This is a genomic window from Xylanibacter sp. (genome assembly GCF_057607445.1).
In genome coordinates, this window is the sequence record NZ_DBLZAX010000001.1 from 168,960 (window position 1) to 185,712 (window position 16,753).

14 protein-coding genes are annotated in these 16,753 nt (G+C 47.8%); 6 read left to right on the top strand and 8 right to left on the bottom strand.

Annotated elements, in window-relative coordinates:
• The first annotated feature begins 75 nt into the window (after positions 1 to 75).
• Positions 76 to 1,482 (top strand): tetratricopeptide repeat protein, encoded by a 1,407-nt coding sequence (locus ACZMIG_RS00720; protein ID WP_021855247.1) that lies wholly within the window; start codon positions 76 to 78, stop codon positions 1,480 to 1,482.
• Between the two features lie 460 nt (positions 1,483 to 1,942).
• Here the strand turns inward: ACZMIG_RS00720 and ACZMIG_RS00725 are convergent, their stop codons facing one another.
• Genes ACZMIG_RS00725 through ACZMIG_RS00735 form a run of 3 tightly spaced genes read right to left on the bottom strand, consistent with a single transcriptional unit; the run spans position 1,943 to position 4,803 of the window.
• A complete protein-coding gene (locus ACZMIG_RS00725; protein ID WP_302024352.1) occupies positions 1,943 to 2,413 on the bottom strand; it encodes a gliding motility lipoprotein GldH in 471 nt (156 codons plus the stop codon).
• On the bottom strand, positions 2,410 to 3,618 hold the full coding sequence (locus tag ACZMIG_RS00730; RefSeq protein ID WP_021855249.1) for a PSP1 domain-containing protein: 1,209 nt from the start codon (positions 3,616 to 3,618) through the stop codon (positions 2,410 to 2,412). Before ACZMIG_RS00730 ends, ACZMIG_RS00725 begins: the two co-directional genes overlap by 4 nt.
• A 45-nt stretch (positions 3,619 to 3,663) precedes the next feature.
• Complete coding sequence (locus tag ACZMIG_RS00735; protein ID WP_125105551.1) at positions 3,664 to 4,803, bottom strand: DNA polymerase III subunit; 1,140 nt, start codon at positions 4,801 to 4,803, stop codon at positions 3,664 to 3,666.
• 303 nt (positions 4,804 to 5,106) lie between these two features.
• Here ACZMIG_RS00735 and xylE point away from each other — a divergent pair, with 303 nt between their 5' ends.
• On the top strand, positions 5,107 to 6,582 hold the full coding sequence (gene xylE / locus ACZMIG_RS00740; protein ID WP_021855251.1) for a D-xylose transporter XylE: 1,476 nt from the start codon (positions 5,107 to 5,109) through the stop codon (positions 6,580 to 6,582).
• Positions 6,583 to 6,770: 188 nt separating this feature from the next.
• Here xylE and ACZMIG_RS00745 read toward each other — a convergent pair whose 3' ends face one another.
• The 4 genes from ACZMIG_RS00745 to ACZMIG_RS00760 form a co-directional block, all read right to left on the bottom strand.
• The gene (locus tag ACZMIG_RS00745; RefSeq protein ID WP_487888832.1) at positions 6,771 to 7,922 is read right to left on the bottom strand and encodes an AAA family ATPase; all 1,152 of its coding nucleotides are present in this window, start codon (positions 7,920 to 7,922) and stop codon (positions 6,771 to 6,773) included.
• Between the two features lie 591 nt (positions 7,923 to 8,513).
• On the bottom strand, positions 8,514 to 9,851 hold the full coding sequence (locus tag ACZMIG_RS00750; RefSeq protein ID WP_487888833.1) for an MATE family efflux transporter: 1,338 nt from the start codon (positions 9,849 to 9,851) through the stop codon (positions 8,514 to 8,516).
• 386 nt (positions 9,852 to 10,237) lie between these two features.
• On the bottom strand, positions 10,238 to 10,429 hold the full coding sequence (locus ACZMIG_RS00755; protein ID WP_021855253.1) for a hypothetical protein: 192 nt from the start codon (positions 10,427 to 10,429) through the stop codon (positions 10,238 to 10,240).
• Between the two features lie 119 nt (positions 10,430 to 10,548).
• Positions 10,549 to 11,730 (bottom strand): phosphoribosylaminoimidazolecarboxamide formyltransferase, encoded by a 1,182-nt coding sequence (locus ACZMIG_RS00760; protein ID WP_053397321.1) that lies wholly within the window; start codon positions 11,728 to 11,730, stop codon positions 10,549 to 10,551.
• A gap of 505 nt (positions 11,731 to 12,235) precedes the next feature.
• On the opposite strand from ACZMIG_RS00760, the gene ACZMIG_RS00765 reads away from it, so the two are divergent.
• Both ACZMIG_RS00765 and ACZMIG_RS00770 read left to right on the top strand, forming a co-directional pair.
• Positions 12,236 to 12,790, top strand: coding sequence for a C40 family peptidase (locus ACZMIG_RS00765; protein ID WP_021855256.1), 555 nt, complete (start codon positions 12,236 to 12,238; stop codon positions 12,788 to 12,790).
• A 1-nt stretch (position 12,791) separates the two neighbouring features.
• Positions 12,792 to 13,916 (top strand): CapA family protein, encoded by a 1,125-nt coding sequence (locus ACZMIG_RS00770; protein WP_487888834.1) that lies wholly within the window; start codon positions 12,792 to 12,794, stop codon positions 13,914 to 13,916.
• A 552-nt stretch (positions 13,917 to 14,468) separates the two neighbouring features.
• Here the strand turns inward: ACZMIG_RS00770 and rplS are convergent.
• Complete coding sequence (gene rplS, locus ACZMIG_RS00775; RefSeq protein WP_021855258.1) at positions 14,469 to 14,834, bottom strand: 50S ribosomal protein L19; 366 nt, start codon at positions 14,832 to 14,834, stop codon at positions 14,469 to 14,471.
• Positions 14,835 to 15,036: 202 nt separating this feature from the next.
• On the opposite strand from rplS, the gene ACZMIG_RS00780 reads away from it, so the two are divergent.
• Together ACZMIG_RS00780 and ACZMIG_RS00785 are read left to right on the top strand one after the other, a co-directional pair.
• Positions 15,037 to 15,807 carry a 5'-nucleotidase C-terminal domain-containing protein gene (locus ACZMIG_RS00780; RefSeq protein ID WP_487888835.1) on the top strand — a complete coding sequence of 257 codons (771 nt, stop codon included), beginning with the start codon at positions 15,037 to 15,039 and terminating at the stop codon, positions 15,805 to 15,807.
• The gene (locus tag ACZMIG_RS00785) at positions 15,804 to 16,646 is read left to right on the top strand and encodes a bifunctional metallophosphatase/5'-nucleotidase (protein ID WP_053397324.1); all 843 of its coding nucleotides are present in this window, start codon (positions 15,804 to 15,806) and stop codon (positions 16,644 to 16,646) included. Before ACZMIG_RS00780 ends, ACZMIG_RS00785 begins: the two co-directional genes overlap by 4 nt.
• The last annotated feature ends 107 nt before the right edge of the window (positions 16,647 to 16,753 follow it).

The following is a 16,753-nucleotide window of genomic DNA, read 5'->3' on the forward strand; positions in this document are numbered from 1 at the left end:
ATAAAGGCTGCCTTGTTTATGCAAACGGTTCTGAGTGAGAAAACTTAAACTATTTACAATTTAATTATAGCGATTATGAATGCGATTAAATATTTATTGGCTGGAGCCGCTCTCACATTGTTTTCGGCTCCAATGATGGCGCAGGACGTACAGTCTCAGATTGACGCCATTACTAAAGTTATTGTTAACAGCAAGTCTAATCCTGATGCTGCAAAGGACCAGGTTAAGGACTTTATCAAGGAAAACAAGAAGAATGCAGTTGCTATTGCAGGTGTTGGCCGCGCATATCTCGACATTAAGGACACTCTTAATGCCAAGAAATATGCAGAGATGGCTATCGACCGTGACAAGAACAACGCTGCCGGTTATCTCCTTATGGGTGATATCGAGGTTGTAAACAATGATGGCGGTGCTGCTGCAACATGGTATCAGCAGGCTACTCTTATGGATCCGAAGAATCCTCAGGGCTACATCAAGTATGCAAATATTTACCGTAAGCGCAGCCCGGAGCTTTCTGTCCAGATGCTTGAGAAACTTCGTACAGTTCAGCCTGATTATCCTGTAGATGCTGAAGCAGGACACTTCTTCTATACAGCTAACCGCTTTGACAAGGCCATTGAATATTTCTCAAAGGTTGATCTGGGCAAATTCAATGAGAACTATCTGACAGAGTATGCAACTGCCACATATCTTTCTTCTGACTCAAAGAAGAGCCTTGAGATTTCTCAGTATGGTGTTCAGAAGAATCCGCGTGACGCAGCCATGAATCGTCTCTGCTTCTATAACTACACAGACCTCAAGGATTATCCTAATGCCTTGAAGTATGCTGATGCACTTTTCAACAAGTCAGACAGCGCTAAGTTCTCTGCTCGTGACTATCAGTATTACGGATATGCACTGATGGGTGACAGCGCTTTCGACCAGGCTATTGCTCAGTTTGAGAAGGCACTTGAACTTAACTCTTCACTCAATGATGTTAAGAAGCAGCTTTCTGATGCATATATTGCAAAGAAAGATTATGTTAAGGGACTTGCTCTTTATGATGAATATCTGAAAGCTGTTGAGAAACCTTCTGTAGGTGATATCGACGGATTGGCTAAACTTTATGCTGATCAGGCTGCAAGTATTGCAACTCTTAACGAAGAGAAGATTGCTGCTTTGAAGAAGGCTGATGAGGTTTATGGCATGCTCGGAGAGAAATATCCTACCAACCTGCTTTATGCAACAATAATGAGAGCACGTATCAACTCACAGCTTGACCCGGAAACAACTCAGGGCTTGGCTAAACCTTATTATGAGCAGTATATCGAGTTGGCTAAGAAGGAGAATCCTGATAATCCGAAGCTTCTTATTGAGCCTTACTCATATCTCGGATATTATTATTACATAAAAGAGGACAAGGCTAATTCAGATAAGTATTGGAAACTTATCCTCGAGATAGATCCTAATAACACTACTGCAAAGCAGGCATTGGGTATCTAATAAAGTAGTAACAACAATACATAGTTTACATAAATATAGCCTCTGGCGCATTTTAATGCACCAGAGGCTTTTATTTTGTATTGTATGGAATTCTATATATGGCAGCTATTTGGCAGATGCAGAAAAGAAAATCCACCATTTTCCCATCTTTCGGGAAATGGTGGATTTCGTTATGTTTATACCTTAATGTGTATTCTAAAGCCAATCTTGACTTTTACTCCAAATTGTCTTTATGTTTCGGCCGGATTGCCAGTTTTATATTGATTTTATTTCCCTTTGCTTATTTCAGACGCAAGCCATGTCAAGGCGAAGCAGATTGTATGCCCGCTATGTGGGATAAAAGCTGTATGAAACTTCTTAAAAACTGAAAAATCAAACTATGGATGCCTAGATAAACTCTTAGTTTGCAGAGTGAAGCGTTCGGGCTTAAACTCCTTTTAGGTATTTAGGTGCCCTATGTTCAGCGCTTTGATATCTTCAGTCCTATGTCCGAAATGCCGGGCATAATCTCGCGCTTCATGATATGGCGGACGCATATATGAAGCGAATCGCCTTTGCGCAAGTCTATGTCAGAAACAATGAAACTATACTGAAAGCAGCTTACACCACGTCCGAGCACGTTACCTTTGTCATCAGCCAGCCGGCAGTTCACGGTGTCTGTATATAGCATGTGTCCCGGTTCTACGGTGCGGTCGACAACAAGGCTCAGGCCGGTGAAGGGGAACGAGGTGCTGGTGCGAAGTCCAAGTTCAAGACGGTAACGGCCAGACTCCTTCATTGGAGGTACGTCGAAGGCCAGAGTATCGTTCTTTTCCCATCCAGTCAGCTGAGTATGGTTGTATTTGTCGTACACAACATCGCTGTTACATGAGCACAAAGCCATGGCCACGCAGGCCATGGCTGTAAATATATGTAATCTTAATCTCGTCATTGCTTGTCTGCCTTCTCTTGCTTTTCGGCTCCATGAGGCTTCTGCTGTCCTTTCTCGGCCTGAGCCTTGCCGCGTCCTTTTGCTGAAGCCTGGCGTGCCGGGCGGTTCTTTGAACGGCGCTTCTTCTTGCTCTTGTCAAAACGCGTAAGACTCTCGTTGGCCAGCAGGTCAGCAGGATGACTGCTCTGTTCCTTTATGTTGCCGTCGCTCTGCAGCGACATGGGCTTTTCGCCCCTTCTGTTCATGTCTATTATGTCGAGCGCTCTCTTGGCTGTTATTGTCTCGAGGTTGGCCGGCACCTTCTTGTCTGATGAATATGTTACAAGTCCGGCAAGGATGTCAGACTTGAACAGATAATATTCGCCGTCTTGTGTCTCAAGCACAACTTCGCGGCTTGGCAGCCTGCGGCTCGCCTCGATATAGTTGTCAACCTCGTAGTTAAGACAGCATTTCAGTTTTGCACACATACCTGCCAACTTTTGCGGGTTGAGTGATATTTCCTGATAACGGGCTGCACCAGTGCTTACCGACACAAAGTTTTTCATCCAGGTGGCGCAGCACAGTTCACGGCCGCACGGACCTGTGCCGCCAATACGTCCTGCCTCCTGACGCGCTCCGATCTGTTTCATCTCTATGCGCACGTGGAATGTCTCTGCCAGCACCTTGATAAGCTGGCGGAAGTCTACTCGCTCGTCTGCTATATAATAGAATATAGCCTTGTTGCCGTCGCCCTGATATTCAACGTCGCCAATCTTCATCTGCAGATTAAGGTTCTTGGCTATCTGTCGGCTCTGTATCATCGTAGCGTGCTCGCGGCTTTTTGCCTCGCGGTATTTTTCCATGTCCACGGGCTTTGCTATGCGGTATATGCGCTTGATGTCGTCGGCCGATTTCAGATTGGCCTTCTTAATCTGCAGCTCTACCAGTTTGCCGGTAAGCGTAACTACGCCGATGTCGTGCCCCGGGTTTGCCTCTACGGCAACGATGTCACCCTTTCTGAGGTCAAGGTTGTTGACGTTGTGATAATATCCTTTGCGGGTGTTCTTAAACTGCACCTCAACAAGGTCAGTACTTTGGGCGTTGCCCGGTACGTCTGCCAGCCAGTCGTAGGTGTTCAGCTGGCGGTCCTGCCGGCCACATCCTCTCAGGCACAGACCACGGTCGCACCCGTTGTATATAAAGAATTTCTTGTTTTTATAATCCATCTGCTGTTGCAATTAAAATATATATATGTTATTTCGGCATAAAGCCTACGGTTTTCTGATAAGTGAAACTATGATGTGCGTTGCCATATCGAAGAACACTATTTTCGGATTTGCGTTTTGTCCGATGTCTCTTATGGCGCGGCTCATTAGTTCTGAGAGCTCAATTACATTGGCTTCATTGACAAAGCGCGCAAAGTTTCGCGCAAAGTTTTCCTCGTCCTGCGTCATATAGTTGAGTTCGCCTATGCGGAAGTTGTAGACAAAGTTTTCGCGAATCAGGTGTACAAAATATGTGAGCATCCTGCGCTGGCGTTCACGCCCGTATGCCGCAGCCGTATCGCTCCATTTGCGCAGCTCCTTGATGTTGCGCGTATAGGCAAGTCTCATCAGGCTGACAAACATGTCGAGAAATAGCTTTTTCTCACTGTCTGAGTTGAGAGCCTCAAGGGCGTTAAGCCAGCTTCCGTTTGCGGCTCGTGCTATGCGGCGTGCTGCGTCTGCATCTATGCCCCTGCGGTCAATGAGAGCAGTCTCGATGCTTTCTGTCTCAATGCGCTTAATGTCTATGCGCTGAGCGCGACTCCTTATGGTGTCCAGCAGCTTTTCGGGCTCTTCGCACACCATTATGAACACTGTCTTGTGTGGAGGTTCCTCTATAATTTTCAGCATCTTGTTGGCGCATTCGGCGTTCATGCGTTCAGGCAGCCATATTATGCACACCTTATATCCGCCCTGACTCGACTTCAGACTAAGCGCACGCATCACCACATCGCTCTCGCCCACACCCATCTGAGCCTGTTGGTTGGCCGCACCCATGGCCGCAAGCCATTGGTCCATTGTGAAGTATGGCCCCTGAGACAGCAGATGGCGCCACTCGCCCGTAAAGTCCTCACTCGACATCTTGTGTTCAGAGCCGGTGCCCGATGGGCGTATGACGGGGTAGGAGAAATGAAGGTCTGGATGAGCCAGCTTATCTGTCATGACGCACTGTCGGCAAGATCCGCAGCAGTCGTCGCCCGAATTGTTCTCGCACAACAGATATGAAGCAAAGGCAAGGGCCAGAGCCATCTTGCCGCAGCCTTGCGGGCCGCACAGCATAATGGCATGGGGCACACGGTTTTCTGCAACCATCTGCCGAAGACGCTCTTTGGCGTCGTCCTGTCCGATAACTTCGCTGAACTTCATGTCTACAAAATATGCAATTTGGTGCAAAAATACAGAAAACCGCCGTAATAAACGAAAAAAATAAATTAATAATGAATAATTATGACAACCGGTAGCGCTAAATTTATTACCTTTACAGGCAGAATAAACACAAGTGGTACGCCCTTCTCCTTGCAATACATCGTCTGCCGATAATCGGCAAGATGTTGTGTCAAATACAAAAATGCATCGAAACACACAATAAAATATAGGGATTAGGGTTTTATAAACGTAATAAAACGGAATAATATTTATCTTTAACTATAATTAAAATCTAATCAAACAATGAATCAAGACAAAGGCGGTAGCAAGGCCTACCTATTTTCAATTGTGCTTGTGGCTGTATTGGGAGGACTCCTCTTCGGATATGACACGGCTGTAATTTCAGGAGCCGAAAAAGGACTTCAGGCATTTTTCTTAGGAGCAACTGACTTCAGATATACAGATGCCATACATGGCTTTACATGTGCCAGCGCTCTTATTGGCTGTATCATCGGAAGTGGAATATCAGGCTATCTGGCATCAAACTGGGGACGAAAAAAGTCGCTCATCTTTGCCGGAATAATGTTTTTCATTTCTGCGTTAGGCTCAATGGAGCCCGAGTTTCTGATTTATGAGCATGGCGTACCGACATACTCACTTCTCGTTACATTCAACATCTATCGTGTCATCGGCGGCGTGGGCGTTGGTCTGGCTTCAGCCATCTGCCCTATGTATATAGCCGAGGTTGCTCCGTCTAACATCCGCGGAACGCTCGTTTCATGGAACCAGTTTGCCATTATTTTCGGCCAGCTGGTGGTATATATGGTCAACTTCTGCATCCTTGGCGACCATACCAACCCCGTAATTGAGTCTATCGGACAAGGTTTCAACGCCGTTGCTCCGGGAAGCGATCCCTGGACAATCTCTACAGGCTGGCGTTATATGTTCGGAAGCGAGGCTGTGCCGGCAGGACTTTTTGCCATATTGATATGCTTCGTACCCGAGACTCCGCGCTATCTCGTTATGGCAGGACGCGACAGCAAGGCTCTGTCTGTACTGCAGAAAATCAATGGTGTGGCTGAAGGACAGAAAATTCTCAATGAGATAAAGAATACTATTACAGAAAAGACCGAAAAGGTGTTCACCTATGGTGTGCTGGTTATCTTTGTCGGCATCATGCTCAGCGTGTTCCAGCAGGCTGTCGGCATCAACGCCGTGCTCTATTACGCACCGCGAATATTCGGCGACATGGGTATGGAGAATCCTATGGTGCAGACCGTCATCATGGGCGTTGTGAACATCCTGTTTACGCTTGTTGCCGTGTTCACTGTTGAGAAGTGGGGCCGCAAGCCGCTGCTTATCACCGGTTCAATAGGCATGGCCATTGGCGCTTTCGGTGTTGCCCTCACATTCGGCAACATGGACATGGCCGTCGTAACAATGGTCAGCATCATGATCTACAGCGCATCGTTCATGATGTCGTGGGGACCTATTTGCTGGGTGCTCATTGCTGAGATATTCCCCAACACCATCCGCGGCGCAGCCGTAGCCATAGCCGTTGCATTCCAGTGGATTTTCAACTGGATTGTCAGCGCTTCGTTTGTGCCCATGTTCAACATGCAGCTTGAGAGCGACGCCAACTTCGGCCACTGGTTTACTTATGGCCTTTACGGAACAATCTGCGTTCTCGCTGCTCTGTTCGTATGGCGACTTGTGCCTGAGACAAAAGGCAAGACGCTGGAAGATATGTCAAAACTCTGGAAGAAGGAAGACAAATAAGCCAGAATCAGTTGTTTGTATTTGAAGCTGATAGTTTAGATATATGGGTTGCTTAATCATTTTAAGCAACCCTATTTTTTTATTCAGCAGGACTATAGTGAACATCATGTCTAGTTGGATGCGTTATAGGCAAGTTTGACAATAATGAACGGCTTTGTTTCATGCCTTTCCGTCCATAACCAGCTTTATTACAGCATTGTCGTGTTGCCATATAATTTATTTATCCACATGGCAAAAAGTTTGTCATTTAAAGAATAAACTTTGTTTCTCTCTGTTATAATATCCTTTTCAAGCAATTTTTTTGTAGCCGACTGCACTGAGCTGGCTGACGTCAGTCTGTGGCGCTTTATGAATTCTGCCGATGTTATCTGTTCTGCCTTTCCGTCTTTCGCAATGGCATAGAGCAGTTCTTTCTGCTTTTCAGGGATATTCGACAATATCTCCCTGAAGATAGTGTCGTTTGACGCTATGATGTTATTAATGGCCGTGCGTATTGTGTCAAGTGTGCAAACTTCACCCTCACGGGTGTCTGCAAACGATTCGTTAAACGTTTTTTGGATGTAAAAGGTGTGCCCGTTAAACAAATCGTAAACTCTTTTTACATCAGATGCGTCGATGTGCCTGTTGGTTGCTTCAAAATGTCCGACAACAAATGGGACATACTTTTCTGCATCAATAGCATTCAGTTCAAGCACGTCGGCGCTGTGATAAAACGGCCGGGCAGCCGACATGAACATTTCCTGCATCATGTGGCGCTCACTTCCCGCAAATATGAAGTTGCTGTTATCGAGTTTCTGTATGTGTGTCCTGAGCAATGCCTCTATGTTATGCTCCGGATATTTTGCTATCTGTTGAAACTCGTCTATGGCCACAATGCAGGGCTTGTCAGCATGGCTCAGATAGCTGAAAATCTCGTCGAGCGTATATTCGGGCTGTTCGATGTCGCCCAGTTCGATGTTGAACGTAGGCAAGTTGTTTGCCGGGTCAAATCCAAATTTACCGCTTATCGACTTTATCGTCTGAATAAACAGCTTTATCATTTTACGGCCTCTTGGCAGCAGTGTTTCATAGATCTGTCTGCCGAGCAGATAGGTAAACTCCCGCAAGCTAGATGTGTGAAGTATGTCGATGAAGAATGTATAATATTCCTCACGTATTTCAGGCTTGTCGTAACAAAACTGTATCAGTCCGGTCTTTCCCATACGGCGTGGTGAAATAATCACGAGATTATTGCCGTTGGTAACCGATTTTATCAGCCGTGCCGATTCTTCTACGCGGTCGCAAAAATATTCTGGTGCAATCTTGCCTGTAACTACAAACGGGTTTCTTATTCTTGCCATATCTTGTTTTTATGCAAAAATAATTATTTAAATAGAATTATGCAAATAAAATAATCGTATATTTTCCTTGCATTAAGCCCTTCGTGATTGTTTGGGGTGTATGTGTTCTCTATGCTGAAGGCTGATGCCTGCTTTTATTCGTCTATATGTTTTCTGTTATCGTCTTGCCGTCTGATTTTTCTTGATATACCGGTAGAAGCCGTACAAAGTTTTTCGTTTATCGTCTTGTTTCATCCCGGCTTGCACGGCAAGCCTGCGTCAGACATAAAATAAACCTATGGTTTGCGTGTAGAAAACAAGCCACTTTCACATAAAAAGTGGCCGAGTTTTTGGTCGTAACTCGGCCACTAACAGTTTGAAAGTAAATGGGTGTGATTGCCTTGATAGATTGCTGTTAAATGCTGTGCAGACTTTCAGTATAAAACATATTAAGGCAGATAAGTTACGGTTTTCAGAGCCTTTTGGCATTCGTTGGTCATGATGCCATATGAAACAGGCTGATTTCGCCTTGTAGGGCAATGGATTATTATGGCCGGCTTTGCCGTGGGGATGGCTCTAGGTTATTTATATATTTGCGCCTTACCGCATTTCTCAGTCATCACGTAAAGCCTTAAATCCGCTCATGGCTATCGGCACTGCAAGGCCGAAAGACAATACGTCGGCCCATGCCTGGCACATCTCTACGCCAAGAAGACCGAAGAAATGGGGCAGGATGATTATCAGCGGAATGAAGAACAGGCCGCTGCGGGCAGATGCGAGCACATTGGCCTGCCATGGCTTGCGGATGGTCTGCATCATCATGTTGGTGTACATGACGATGGCACCCAACGGAAGCGTGGCCAGCTGCCAGCGCAAGGCAATAGTGCCGATAGAAACAACGTCGGGGTCGCGGCGGAACACGTCGATGCATTCCTCGCTGAAGAAGAAACCGAGCACAGCGCATACGGCCATAAACAGAAAGCCTACACGCACTATGAACCAATAGCCTTCGCGCACACGTGCGTATAATTTTGCGCCATAACAGAAGCCGCACATAGGCTGAAATCCCTGTCCGAGGCCAATCATGGCGGCAAATATCACGAAGGCTATGCGGTTGACGATAGACATGGCCGCTATGGCGGCATCACCGTAAGCTCCGGCAGCCACGTTGAGCAGTGCAACGCTGATGCTGGCCATTCCCTGACGTGTTAACGATGGGGTGCCTCCGGCAAATATCTCTTTCAGCATAGCCACGTTTGGCGTAAAGTTGCGGTGGCTGATATGTATGTTGCGCTTCATGCGGCTCATCCACAGCAGCACAAGCATGCTGCACGACTCACCAGTAAACGTGGATATGCCGGCACCGGTTATGCCCATGTCGAACACAAATATAAGGATAGGGGCCAGCACGACATTGATGCATGCTCCCGTAAGTATGCCGAACATTGAATAAGCTGCGTTGCCCTGAAAGCGCATCTGGTTGTTCAGGCATAAGGCGCCGCACATGAACGGTGCAGCCATAAGTACAAACGACAGATAGGTTTCGGCATAGGGCAATATTGTCGGCGTTGAGCCTAGGAGCAGCGCGAGCGGACGCAGAAATATCAGTCCGATAAGGGCAATGACAAATCCTGTCCCAACGGCAAGAAAGAAGCCCGTGGAGGCCATGCGGCATGCGTTGTCGTGTCGCTGCGCGCCAAGTTCGCGCGATATGTAGTTGCCCGAGCCCTGCCCGAAGGTGAAGCCTATGGCCTGTATGATGGCCATAACCGAGAAGGCTATGCCCACGGCGGCAGTGGCCTGTGTGCTGATGCGGCCAACGTAGAATGTGGTTACGATGTTGTAGATACTGGTAACGAGCATACTGATAATGGTCGGAACAGCCATTACTAGCACTACATGATGAACAGGTGCAGAAGTTAGAAACGTAAAATTATCCCTGTCTTTCATAAAACTTGCAGCATTCAAATAGACAAGAGCGCACGCAGCCCAAATAGAGAATATGTATCAAGGACATGCGCTTTGACACTGCAAAATTAAGAAAAACAAAGTTATCTGCAAAATTTTACTGACAATTACCTTCCCTGATGCAGGGTTAAGTTGAGTTAAAAAACCTTTGCAAGATATATGTCAAGCAGTTGTAATTGTCTGTAAAACAGTCAGTTATTTAAGTTATGCACAATAGGGACACAACAGTGGATAAACCACGTTACAGAAAAGAACATAACTCAAAAAACAAGAAAAATGGCGCATAGGAACAACCAGCATAAGCAATGCCGGTCTTATGCCACATAAACATAAACGGCAAACACAAACCGGCCGCGCCCAGGCAGCCGTTATTTGTGTTTGCGGTTGGCGCGTGCTTCGCGGTATTTGGCTTTCTGTCGTGCCGAGCCGCTGCCATGAGCGCCGGTGATATATTTCTTCTTCTTGGCCTTGGTCTTCACCTTGCCGTCATTGCCGTTGTCTGTCTTTGCCTTTCGGAACACTATTCCGCCACCGGCAATTATGTCGTCGATATCGCTCATAAAATGTAAAAACTAATTATGCTTAATGAGAAAAGAGCCGGGAGACAGACTCTTGATACGGGGCAAGCCTTGTGCCGCCCTTGAGAATGATGACTCCCGGCGCTGAAAAAAACAGTTTATCAATGATGGAACAGACGAACGCCGGTGAAGGCCATTGCTATTCCGTATTTGTCGCAGGTCTCGATGACATTGTCGTCGCGTACAGAGCCTCCGGCCTGAGCTATATACTCAACGCCGCTCTTGTGTGCACGCTCAATGTTGTCGCCGAACGGGAAGAATGCGTCGCTGCCCAGAGCCACCTTGGTGTTCTTGGCTATCCATTCTTTCTTCTCCTCCATGGTCAGCACTTCGGGTTTCTCCTTGAAGAGCCTCTGCCATGTTCCTTCAGCCAGCACGTCGTCGTGCTCGTCGCTGATATACACGTCGATGGTGTTGTCGCGGTCAGCGCGGCGTATGCCGTCAACGAAAGGCAGGTTCATCACTTTCGGATGCTGGCGCAGCCACCATATGTCGGCCTTGTTGCCTGCCAGGCGTGTGCAGTGTATGCGGCTCTGCTGTCCGGCGCCGATGCCTATGGCCTGTCCGTCCTTCACGTAGCATACAGAGTTGCTCTGAGTATATTTCAGCGTGATAAGACTTATTATAAGGTCGCGCTTAGCCTCTTCGGTGAATGTCTTGTTCTGTGTGGGTATATTCTCAAAGAGTGACGGGTCGTCGAGCTTAATCTCGTTGCGTCCCTGCTCGAATGTTATGCCGAACACCTGCTTGTGCTCAACCGGAGCCGGAACATATTCGGGATCAATCTTTATTACGTTGTATGTGCCCTTGCGCTTGTCTTTCAGTATCTCGAGGGCTTCGGGTGTGTAGCCCGGCGCAATCACGCCGTCGCTCACCTCACGCTTGATCAGCGTTGCGGTAGCCTCGTCGCATACGTCGCTCAGAGCCACAAAGTCGCCGTAGCTGCTCATGCGGTCGGCGCCGCGTGCGCGTGCATAGGCACATGCCAGGGGCGAAAGCTCAATCTTTACGTCGTCTACAAAATAAATCTTCTTCAAAGTGTCGCTGAGCGGCAGACCCACTGCGGCTCCTGCGGGCGAAACATGCTTGAAGCTGGCTGCTGCAGGCAGTCCTGTTGCGGCTTTAAGCTCCTTTACAAGTTGCCAACTGTTAAGTGCATCGAGGAAGTTGATGTAGCCCGGACGGCCATTCAGCACCTCAATAGGCAGTTCACCTTCTTCCATGTATATGCGCGAAGGTTTCTGATTCGGATTGCATCCGTACTTTAATGCTAATTCTTTCATGCTCGATAAAATTTCTTCTTCGACTGCAAAGATAGTGCAAATTGGGCGCAATACAAAATAAATGTTGATTAAACCCCTGCCGGTGGCCGGCTTTTTGCCGTTTCTAGCCTTGCCGGATGTGAATAAAAGAACATACGGCACATGTGCCCGGCGGCAGTCAGGCGTGCGGATATATCAATAAATCAGGCATATAGCATCTGTCTGCCAGGCATGGCAGATATGCGCCGAGGCGACAAAAAGAACAGAAAATGCGCCAAAGTAGTTAAATAATGAAAGACTTATTTCTTAAAGAATGTAAAGAAAAATGGTTGAACCTTTTTTGCAGTTATTTTGGTCTAAATTACACTATAACAACACTTAACGGCTTGCGGAGCTTTGCCGTGGCATGCTTTTTGCTTATCCCAAAAGATGTAAACAAACTTTGATTTCCGGCATTTTTTCGTTAACTTCGCAATCGTAAAATCAAGAAAACCCCTTCATTATACTATTACAGAAAACATCGAACATGAAGAACCTGAAAATATTTGCCGTTGCCATGATGCTGTTGACCGCAGGAACGCCTGTGATGGCCGACAACGAGAAGGACGGCGACAATAAGGAACAGCAATGCGAAGAAATAGATAACTACGATTTTCTTTATAACAACGAGAATTATGACGAGGACTTCGAGTTTGAGCCTATAAACGACGTGCTCGACGAGGCCTTCTCGCACATGGGCGCACGCTACCGCTCAGGTCAGGCCGGTCCTAACGCCTTCGACTGCTCAGGATTCACAAGCTATGTGTTCAAGAACATGGGCATAGACCTCAACCGCTCGTCGCGCGCGCAGTTTAATCAGGGCGACCCTGTTGACAAGGACAAGCTGCAGATAGGCGACCTGGTGTTCTTCACCAGTCCGCGTTCGGGCCGCTCAATAGGCCATGTAGGCATCGTGGTCGACGTTGATCCGATAAGCGGAAGCTTCAACTTCATACATGCAAGCACCAAGGGCGTAAAGGTAAGCAACTCTAACGAAAGATATTATTCACGCAGATACGTAGGAGCACGCCGCGTAATGTAACATGAAACCACATATTTTTATTATATCTTTGCTTATATGCGGGTCGGCTGTGGCCTGCACTACAACGGGTACCGGCAAAAAGCTGCCGGTGCCCGTTGTCGATATTGACAGCGCAGAGCAGAAAGCTGAGGACAGCATACTGAGCCATATTCAGGACACGTTCACGATAGCCATGGCCGGCGACATCATGATGGGCACCACTTACCCCAAGCCTGCGCTGCCGGCAGACGAGGGCAGGATGCTGTTCAGAGACGTAAGGCACATCCTGCACAGGGCCGACATCGCCGTGGGAAACCTTGAGGGAACGCTGTGCGACAGTGCCGAGAACAAGAAGGAGAAGTCGGTTTACAACTATTCGTTCCGCACGCCGCTGAGCTTTGCGCCACGCCTGAAGGAGGCCGGGTTCGACTTTCTGAGCATGGCCAACAACCATGCCTTCGACTTCGGCATAGAGGGAGTCAGGTCAACGGAGCGCGCCTTAAGGGATATAGGCATAAAATATGCCGGACTGAGGGGCAGGACAGACGCCGCCATAATAGAGCGCAACGGCATAAGATACGGCATGTGTGCGTTCGGCCACAACTCTTACACGCTGAAGCACAAGGAACTGTGGACGGTGAAGGGCATACTTGACAGCCTGCGGGCCAATGCCGACGTGGTGATAGTGTCGTTCCACGGCGGAGCCGAAGGCAAGCAGTACAGCCATCTGCCATACGGCAAGGAAGAGTATCTTGAGGAAGACCGCGGCTCGCTGCGCGACTTTGCCCACTTCTGCGTAGACAACGGCGCCGACATAGTTTATGGCCACGGCCCGCATGTGGTAAGATGTGTCGAGGTGTATAAGGGCAAGTTTATAGCCTACAGCCTGGGCAACTTCTGCACGCCTTACGGAATAAGCATAACAGGAATATCGGGCTATGCGCCGGTGATAGAGGCAAAGGTGAACCGCAGGGGCGACTTCATTGAAGGCAAGATCCACTCGTTCATACAGCGTCGCGGCCTCGGTCCGCGCAAGGACACGGCAAACGCCGTGGCCCAGCAGATAAAGCGGCTCACACAGAGCGACATAAAGGACAGCAAGATAACCATTAGTTCTGACGGAACGATAAGGCTGAAAAGAAATTGATAACTGAGAAATGAAGTTCGGCTCAGTCCGTTTGTGGCTTGCCTTGCCGTCAGGGCTTTGCTGTTGATTGAGCCAATGTACGGAAAAAGATTTTGTTAAAAAACTCGTCACTCGTCACATCGCATTATAATGTTTTGTAAATCAGATAGTTACGGTGTGACGAGTTGCCGTTTCAACTCGTCACACCGTAATGTGTTGTCTGTCATGTGCTTATGCCCGAATGTGACGAGTGATGAGTTTATAAGAAAAACTTTTTATGCTTATTGTCACCCTGTTTTCCTTATTTCGGTTGACTTCAAACATACATTTTCCTGGTTAAGGTTTACTCTGCTTAGGCTTATGCCTGCTGTAAGCCTGCTTTTATGTTCTTGCGATACATGCCCTTTCATGCTGCGAAAGGCCATCTTTCAGCGTGCAAAAGCATACCTTTCGCGATGTAATTAGCCATGTTTTACAAAAGCTCAATATTATGTATTGTTACAAATAACAAAGAAGCAGACCTGACGCAAGGACAAGTCTGCTTCTTTATTTCTTAAAGATAAGATTTCAGAATTAGTTTTTCTTCTCTGTGATAACCTTCTTCTCGGCGATACGAGCTTTCTTACCTGTAAGTTTACGGAGGTAATAAAGTTTAGCGCGTCTTACCTTACCGTGCTTGTTAACCTCAATGCTGTCGATGTTCGGAGACTCGATAGGGAAGATACGCTCTACACCTACTGTACCTGACATCTTGCGCACTGTGAAACGCTTCTTGTCACCATGACCAGAAATGCGGATTACTACACCACGATAGAGCTGGATACGCTCTTTTGAACCCTCAACGATTTTGTAAGCGACAGTGATAGTGTCACCTGACTTGAACTCAGGGAACTTCTTGCCGGTTGCAAATGCTTCTTCAGCAACTTTAATTAAATCCATTATTATTTGATAATTAAATTTGTTTATCGTTCCGGCGTAACATAACTAGGCTACTCTTCTTCCTGTCAGCGATTACGCGGAAAGCGGTGCAAAGTTACTACTTTTTCGTTTCTCTTCCAAATATGCGAGGTTTTTTTTATCTTTTTCTTTGACTTAATAGCGTTTTTAACTAACTTTGCATCACTTTTCTAAGATTATCCTTATGTATAAGAAGTTGATTTTATGCGAATTGGCATCACTTGCGATGCTTCTTGCATCATGCTCATCACACTATCAGCTCACTGGCGTGAGCCGTTCGAGAATACTCATTGACAGCACTTACGACAGCAGGCCCGACGACAGGGCATGGAGCTTCATCGCTCCTTACAAGCAGAAGGTGGACAGCATAATGAGCCCCGTGGTGGGCAGGGCTGCCTCATATCTGAATGCCGAAAGGCCCGAGAGCAAGCTCTCCAACCTGCTTGCCGACATACTCGTATGGTGCGGCGGCAGCTACGGCGAGAAGCCCGACTTTGCCGTCTACAACATCGGCGGCATGCGCTCGGCATTTGCCAAGGGCGACATAACATACGGCGATGTGCTCGACGTGGCGCCGTTTGAAAACAAGATATGCTTCGTAACGCTAAAGGGCAGCAAGGTGATTGAGCTGTTCGGCCAGATAGCATCAGTGGGCGGCGAGGCCGTGAGCCACGGCGTCAATTTGGTTATCAGCAAAGACGGCAGGCTGCTGTCGGCCAAGCTTAACGGAAAGGACATCGACCCCGAGGCCGACTATAGGGTGGCTACGATAGACTATGTTGCGCAGGGCAACGACAAGCTTGAGGCCTTTAAAAGCGCCACCGGGATGAAATCGCCCTCTGGTGCCGATGACAACGTGCGCCAGGTAATAGTGAAATACATGAAGGCTAAGATGGCTCAGGGCGAGGATATCGACTCAAAGATTGAAGGACGAATAATAATAGCAGACAAATGAAACGCATACTTACAATACTGACAATAGCCGTGGCCGTAACCCTTACGGCGGCTGCAAAGGGCAGACAGCTGCTCATTCTGCACACCAACGACACTCATAGCTGCGTGCTTCCGCTCAACCCCAACCTTGCCGACACCATGCTCGCCGGCCGTGGCGGCTTCTTGCGCCGTGCAGCCATGATTGACCAGATGCGCAAAGAGGACAAGGACCTGCTGCTGCTCGACAGCGGCGACTTCTCGCAGGGCTCGCCATATTACACCATGTTCAAAGGCGACGTTGAGACAGAGCTGATGAACATCATGGGATACGATGCGGCAACGATAGGCAACCACGAGTTCGACTTCGGTCTCGAAAACATGGCAAGAATATTCAGAAAGGCAAAGTTCCCCATCGTCTGCGCCAACTACGACTTTACGGGCACCGTGGTAGAAGGCCTTGTTAAGCCCTACGTCATAATAAAGCGCAAAGGAGTGAGGATAGGCATCTTCGGACTTTCGCCAAAGCTCGACGGTCTGGTCATGGCAAGCACATGCGCCGGAGTCAGATACAGCGACCCGATAAAGACGGCAAACGCAGTGGCCGACAAGCTGAAGAACGAGGAGAAGTGCGACGTGGTGATATGTCTGTCTCACCTCGGATGGGACGAGGCCGGACTCAACGACATGGAGATGATGGCAAAGACACGAAACATCGACCTCGTGCTGGGCGGCCACTCTCACTCTTATTTTAAGATGCTCAACCATGTGCGCAACCTCGACGGCAAGGACGTTCCTAACGACCAGAACGGCAAGCACGGCATATTTGTGGGCAAGATAACGCTCAGCCTCGAGAAGAGATAACCCCCGCCGGTGCACTTACGTCATGGCTTATGACATGTGCCGGGATGTCATTTTTATGCCTTTTTCACACAGCCGGATGTAATATCGGCGTCAATAAATCGTTATAT